General features: G+C 63.7%; 5 protein-coding genes and 1 tRNA gene. 5 read left to right on the forward strand and 1 reads right to left on the reverse strand.

The genetic code is table 11. The annotated features are described in order from the left end of the window. Positions 1 to 211: 211 nt before the first annotated feature. On the reverse strand, positions 212 to 1,051 hold the full coding sequence (mazG, locus tag B7G66_RS16830) for a nucleoside triphosphate pyrophosphohydrolase (RefSeq protein WP_371861388.1): 840 nt from the start codon (positions 1,049 to 1,051) through the stop codon (positions 212 to 214). A 94-nt stretch (positions 1,052 to 1,145) separates the two neighbouring features. Here mazG and argC point away from each other — a divergent pair, with 94 nt between their 5' ends. The 5 genes from argC to B7G66_RS16855 all read left to right on the forward strand — a co-directional run bounded on the left by argC (position 1,146) and on the right by B7G66_RS16855 (position 6,158). Beyond that, positions 1,146 to 2,090: an N-acetyl-gamma-glutamyl-phosphate reductase gene (argC, locus tag B7G66_RS16835; protein WP_003617964.1), complete on the forward strand. Its 945-nt coding sequence runs from the start codon at positions 1,146 to 1,148 to the stop codon at positions 2,088 to 2,090. 76 nt (positions 2,091 to 2,166) lie between these two features. Further along, positions 2,167 to 2,250: transfer RNA gene (locus tag B7G66_RS16840), tRNA-Leu, on the forward strand. Positions 2,251 to 2,306: 56 nt separating this feature from the next. Beyond that, positions 2,307 to 3,488, forward strand: a complete 1,182-nt coding sequence (locus tag B7G66_RS16845) for a phosphoserine transaminase (protein WP_003617965.1) — start codon at positions 2,307 to 2,309, stop codon at positions 3,486 to 3,488. Positions 3,489 to 3,614: 126 nt separating this feature from the next. Next, the gene (locus B7G66_RS16850; protein ID WP_003617966.1) at positions 3,615 to 4,778 is read left to right on the forward strand and encodes an ATP phosphoribosyltransferase regulatory subunit; all 1,164 of its coding nucleotides are present in this window, start codon (positions 3,615 to 3,617) and stop codon (positions 4,776 to 4,778) included. Positions 4,779 to 4,868: 90 nt separating this feature from the next. After that, positions 4,869 to 6,158, forward strand: a complete 1,290-nt coding sequence (locus tag B7G66_RS16855; RefSeq protein ID WP_003617967.1) for an adenylosuccinate synthase — start codon at positions 4,869 to 4,871, stop codon at positions 6,156 to 6,158. The last annotated feature ends 177 nt before the right edge of the window (positions 6,159 to 6,335 follow it).

Below are 6,335 nucleotides of genomic sequence, written 5' to 3' on the forward strand. Positions count from 1 at the left end.
TTTTCTAAAAAGCTTCAGAAGACGCCGCCTTTTTGGAAAAAGGCAGCACCCAAAAACTTTTCTTTTTTATCAACGGCTTGTTGTCAAACAGTCTCTTAAGGCTTTACGGGCGGCTCCGAAAAAAAAACTTGCCATTTGAAATAACGGGCGAAGATCCGGGGAGGGGGCTGCATGTCGCGTCAGGGCCGTCTTTTCCTTTCGCGCGCTTGGATCATGTCTCCCCACGTTCGCGGCGTTTGACCACCTGCCACCCTTCTTCCATCACGCTGACATCCACATCACGCAGCGCCAGCCCACGGTGTGCGAGGTCGTGTTCCATTTCAGTAAAGCGCCGGGTGAATTTGGCGTTGGCATGGCGCAGGCAGGCTTCGGGATCGAGGTCAAGCCTGCGCGCCAGTGTGGCGAGCGTGAACAGCACATCGCCCAGTTCATCCTGTATCCGCGCCTTGTCCCCGCTCTCGAGTTCGGCCTTCAGTTCGGCCACTTCCTCGTCCACCTTGCCCATGACGCCCGCCACATTGTCCCAGTCAAAGCCGACACGTGCCGCGCGTGCCGACAGCTTGCGCGCGCGCAGCAGGGCGGGCAGGCCGACCGGCACGTCATCAAGTGTGCCCCGCCGTGCGCGTGCGGCGCGTTCGCGTTCCTTGCCGTCCTCCCACTGGCCCTGCGCCAGTGTCGCATCGCCAAAGACATGTGGATGGCGGCGTACCATCTTGTCGCCAATCATGCGTGCGACGGTGGCGAAATCGAATCGCCCGGCCTCTGCCCCCATCTGTGCATGATAGACAACCTGCAACAGCAGGTCGCCAAGTTCGTCAGGCAACCCGTCCCAGTCCTGCCGCGCGATGGTATCGGCCACTTCATAGGCTTCCTCGATCGCATAGGGGGCGATGGTCGCGAAATCCTGTTCCCGGTCCCACGGGCACCCCGTCACCGGGTCGCGCAGGCGCGCCATGATGTGCAGCAGCCGGCCAAGCGCCCGTTGCGCGTCTGTGGCCTCGACATCTGGGGCCTCGTCGGCGGTGGCGGCGGGCATAGGGGTGTCAGGCATCGGGGGCTCCTGTTGTGGTTGCGGCGGCGGGTGATGATTGTATAGTCCGCCAGTCCACGCAATGTCGGACGGATCTTGCCGGGAAACAGGGATCATGAACACGTACGCACGGCCATCGGTATTCATTGACGGGGAAGCAGGCACGACAGGTCTGGGAATCCGCGCCCGGCTTGAGGCGTTGCCGGTGGATGTGCGCTCCATTGACGCGGCGCGACGCAAGGACCCTGACGCCCGACGGGACATGATGTCGGCGGTTGACCTGGTGGTGCTGTGCCTGCCGGATGCGGCAGCGCGTGACGCGGTGGCGATGGTGGACGGGCTTGTCACGGCAGGCCATCGCGCGCCACGCGTGCTGGACGCCAGCACGGCGTTTCGCACCGCACCGGGCTGGGTCTATGGCTTTCCCGAAATGCAGGCGCAACAGGCGCAGGCGATCCGCACGGCCACACACGTCGCCAATCCGGGCTGTTATCCCACCGGTATCATCGGCCTGCTGCATCCGCTGGTTGCGGCGGGGCTGGTGCCTGCGGATTATCCCGTCACCGTCAATGCGGTCAGTGGCTATAGCGGTGGCGGGCGCACGATGATCGAGGCGCATGAGCGCGATGGCGGCCCGGCCTTCGAACTTTATGGCCTGTCATTGCAGCACAAGCACCTGCCGGAGGCGCAGATTTATTCCGGCCTGTCGCGCGTGCCGGTATTCGTGCCGTCGGTCGGGCATTTCGCGCAGGGCATGATTGTGTCGATCCCACTGCACCTTGACCTGCTGGGGCATGGCGTGCGGGGGGCGGACCTGCATGCGGCGCTGGTGGCGCATTATCGCGGTTCCGACCGTATCAGCGTGCCCGACGCCTGCACCAGCCTGTGTGCCGACACTCTGGCAGGGACCGACCGGATGGAGCTGCGCGTGCATGTGAATGAGGAGCAGCGCCAGGCAGTGCTGACGGCGCGGCTGGACAATCTGGGCAAGGGGGCGTCCGGTGCCGCGATCCAGAATATTGCCCTGATGCTGGGGCTGGAGAGTCCGTCCGGGATGTGATATGTGCGCAACGCGGCCCGCTGTGGTGTGCGATGAATTGCCACCGGCCCTGTTGTACTGTTAAGCAGGCCTGCATGCGAGAGTGACGGAACGGTAGACGTAGTCGACTCAAAATCGACCGCCGCAAGGCATGGGGGTTCGAATCCCCCCTCTCGTACCAGTTGGCGCATCATGTCGTGATGTGCCGTCCCTTTTGCCCGTGTTGCGAACAGGACGATGTTCTCCTTGCCCGAAATCCAGATCGAAAAGCCGTCGGCACGGCCCCGCAATCCGTGCTTTTCTTCCGGCCCCTGCGCCAAGCGGCCGGGATGGTCCGTGGCGGCGCTGTCCTCGGCGCTGGTGGGGCGTTCGCATCGTTCAAAAGAGGGGCGGGCGCGTCTGGATGAGGTCATCACCCGTTCCCGCGACATCCTTGGCATGCCGGCCGACTGGCGTCTGGGGATCGTGCCGGCGTCCGATACGGGCGCCGTGGAAATGGTGTTATGGTCGTTGTTGGGTACGCGCCCGGTCGATGTGCTTGCGTTCGAAAGTTTTTCGGCCACATGGGCCAATGATATCATAGCCCAGCTCCAGCTTCCTGATGCCCGCGTCCTGCGCGCCGGGTATGGCGAGGTACCTGACCTTGCGGATGTGGACTGGTCGCGCGACGTGGTGCTTACATGGAATGGCACCACATCGGGGGCGCGTTTTGCGGATGGCGACGCCATTCCCGCCGATCGCGGGGGGCTGGTGATCTGTGATGCGACATCCGCCGCGTTTGCGATGGACCTGCCGTGGGACAAGCTCGATGTCGTGACATGGTCATGGCAGAAGGTGCTGGGGGGCGAAGCCGCGCACGGGATGCTTGCCCTGTCGCCACGTGCGGTCGAACGCCTCGTATCGCAGCCCGCGCCGCGCCCGCTGCCCAAGATTTTCCGCCTGACGAACAGGAATGGCCTTATCGAAGGCATTTTCCACGGCGATACGATCAATACACCCTCCATGCTGTGTGTCGAAGATGCGCTCGACGGGTTGCGCTGGGCAGAGCAGGTGGGTGGCCTGACGGGGCTGATCGCGCGCAGCCGCGCCAACCTTGCGGTGATTGCGCAATGGGAGGCACGCAGCGACTGGGCGTCCTTCCTTGCCGCGTCGCCGCGCCATCGCTCCAGCACGGCCATCTGCCTGCGTATCGTCGCCCCGTGGTTTACGGCCCTCGATCATGAAACGCAGACGAAGGCGGCGCGTGAAATTGTCGCCCTGCTGGCGGCCGAGGGTGTTGCGATGGATGTCGGCAGTTATCGCGATGCACCGCCGGGCCTGCGTCTGTGGGGTGGGGCGACGGTGGAGGCATCAGACCTTGCCGCTGTTGTGCCGTGGCTTGACTGGGCGCATGCACAGGTCCGCGCGACCTATATCTGATCCTTTTGCCCCCTGTGTGACGTTGCCTGTGTGTGACGTCTCGCTTGTGTGGTGCTGTCCTGTGTGGCGCTTGGCCGCCACGTCCTGTCGCCTGATGCGCGCACGCCAAGAATATAGGCCCGAACCATGACGGATGACCCGCCCCTCAATCCCGCGCTGCTGCCTTCCGGATTCGTCGATGTGCTGCCCCCCGCCGCAGAGGCGGAGGCCATCGGGCTTGAAGCCCTGATGCGGGTTTTTTCCACCCATGGGTATGACCGGGTGTCGCCGCCGCTGCTTGAATTCGAGGAAACGTTGCTGACGGGATCAGGGGCGGCGGTCGCAGAACAGACATTTCGCCTGATGGACCCCGATACGCGGCGCATGATGGCGTTGCGTCCCGACATGACACCACAGATCGCGCGCATCGCGGCGACCCGCCTTGCGCATGAGGAACGGCCCCTGCGCCTGTCCTATGCCGGGGCGTGCGTGATGATGGGCAGCCCCGCGCGGGAGACGGATCGCCAGATCCTGCAGGCGGGGATCGAACTCATTGGTCCCGATACGCCTGTGGCGGATGCGGAAATTGTGGCGCTGGGCGCAGAGGCGTTGCAGGTGCTCGGTGTGCCGCATGTCTCCTTTGACCTGACGATGCCGCCGCTGACGACCACGCTGCTGGCGACGGAGTCCTTTGGCCCCGCCGCCCGTTCCGCCCTGTTGCGCGCGCTGGACCGCAAGGATGCCGCCGCCGTGGCGCGTCATGGTGGTGCGCTGGCGCCGGTGCTGACGGAATTGCTGCATGCGGCGGGACCGGCGCATCGCGCGCTGGATGTTCTGGCGCGTGTCGATCTGCCGCCTGCCGCGCGGGCGCAGAGCGACCGCCTTGCGGCCACGGTCGCGGCAATAGAAAACCGGGTGCCGGGCGTGCGGCTGACGGTTGATCCGGTGGAATTCCGCGGTTGGCAGTATCACACCGGCGTCTGTGTCAGTGTTTATGCGCTGGGGCGGCAGGAAGAGCTTGGTCGGGGCGGGCGTTATCGTTCGAATGACGATGAACCCGCCTGCGGCCTGACGCTGCGTCCTGATGTGATCCTGCGTGTCGCCCCCCCGCGTGCGCGGCGCATGCGGGTGTTCGTGCCGTGGGGGATGGACCCACGGGTGGCGCAGGCATTGCGTGCGCAGGGATATGCAACGGTTGCGGCCCTGGGGGATATCGCCGATCCGGCGGCGGAGGCATACCGGCTTGGCTGCGCCTTTGTCGCGGTTGGTGGAAAGCTGGAGCCGGTGCAGGTCACGGATCAGCCGGGCTGAGTTTTTTCTTTCATCATTAATGGATTTCCTTCCGGTCGCGCCTGACGATGCGCATCCGGATCGTCAGAGAAGCAGAGCGAGGAGCAGTACATGTCCAACGTCACCGTTATCGGCACCCAGTGGGGTGACGAGGGCAAGGGAAAGATCGTTGACTGGCTCGCCAGTCGCGCGGACATTGTCGTGCGGTTCCAGGGTGGCCATAATGCCGGGCATACGCTGGTGGTGGGGGATCAGACCTACAAACTGTCGCTGCTGCCCTCCGGGCTGGTGCGTGGCAAGACCGGCGTGATCGGCAATGGTGTCGTCGTCGATCCCGAAGCATTGCTCAAGGAAATCGACCGCGTTACGGCGCAGGGCCTGAAGGTCACGCCTGATACGCTGAAGATCGCGGAAAATGCGCCTCTGATCCTGCCGGTGCATGGTGCGCTTGACCGTGCGCGTGAGGCCGCGCGCGGTGAGCGTAAGATCGGCACCACCGGCCGTGGCATCGGCCCCGCATATGAGGACAAGGTGGCACGTCGCGCAATCCGTCTGTGTGACCTGGCGGAGCCGGAAACCCTGGACTGGAAGCTTGACGAACTGCTGCTGCATCATAACACGCTGCTGCGTGGGCTGGGGGCTGCGACCTTTACCAAGGAAGAGCTGATGGCGTTCCTGACCGGTATCGCGCCGCGCGTGCTGCCGTTCATGGCCCCCGTGTGGGATCTGCTTGACGACAGCCGCCGTGCCGGGTCGCGTATCCTGTTTGAAGGCGCGCAGGCGGTCATGCTTGATGTTGACCACGGCACCTATCCATATGTCACCAGTTCCAACACCGTTGCGGCCAATGCAGGCACCGGCAGCGGCGTCAGCCCGACGAGCATCGGTTTCGTGCTGGGGATTGCCAAGGCCTATACCACCCGTGTGGGCGAGGGACCGTTCCCGAGCGAACTGCATGATGAAATGGGCCGTACGCTGGGTCAGCGCGGACATGAATTCGGTACCGTGACCGGTCGTCCCCGCCGTTGCGGCTGGTTCGATGCCGTGCTGGTGCGCCGTGCCGTGCGTGTCGGCGGCGTAAACGGGCTGGCATTGACGAAGCTCGACGTGCTTGATGGCCTTAAGGAAATCAGCATCTGTGTTGGCTATGAACTCGATGGTGTGAAAACCACGCATTTCCCGTCCGCCCCGGGCGCGCAGTCGCGTATCCGTCCGGTGTTCGAGACGATGGAAGGCTGGGAAGGCACCACGCATGGTGCGCGTTCATGGGCAGACCTGCCCGCGCAGGCGATCAAGTATGTCCGCAGGATCGAGGAACTGGTGGAAGCGCCCGTCACCTTGCTGTCCACCAGCCCGGAACGTGACGACACAATCCTGATGCGTGACCCGTTCGAGGATTGAGCAGGCAGGATAAAAGCTTGCAGATACCGCCTTTGTCAAAAGGCGGTATCCGGGCTGCGTGTTGAAGGCACCTGCCCCCAGGACCTTTGCGTATAAGAGAGTGTTTGAAAATAAGTCATTGATAAAAAAGAACAGTTTTTGGGTGCCGCCTTTTGATCGAAAAAGGCGGCGTCTTCT

The organism is Novacetimonas hansenii JCM 7643, assembly GCF_000964405.1.
Taxonomy (GTDB): Bacteria; Pseudomonadota; Alphaproteobacteria; order Acetobacterales; family Acetobacteraceae; genus Novacetimonas; species Novacetimonas hansenii.

Coding starts and splice junctions, on each gene's coding strand:
- mazG (WP_371861388.1), bottom strand. CDS start 1,051: ATGCCTGACACCCCTATGCCCGCCGCCACCGCCGACGAGGCCCCAGAT.
- argC (WP_003617964.1), top strand. CDS start 1,146: ATGAACACGTACGCACGGCCATCGGTATTCATTGACGGGGAAGCAGGC.
- B7G66_RS16845 (WP_003617965.1), top strand. CDS start 2,307: ATGTTCTCCTTGCCCGAAATCCAGATCGAAAAGCCGTCGGCACGGCCC.
- B7G66_RS16850 (WP_003617966.1), top strand. CDS start 3,615: ATGACGGATGACCCGCCCCTCAATCCCGCGCTGCTGCCTTCCGGATTC.
- B7G66_RS16855 (WP_003617967.1), top strand. CDS start 4,869: ATGTCCAACGTCACCGTTATCGGCACCCAGTGGGGTGACGAGGGCAAG.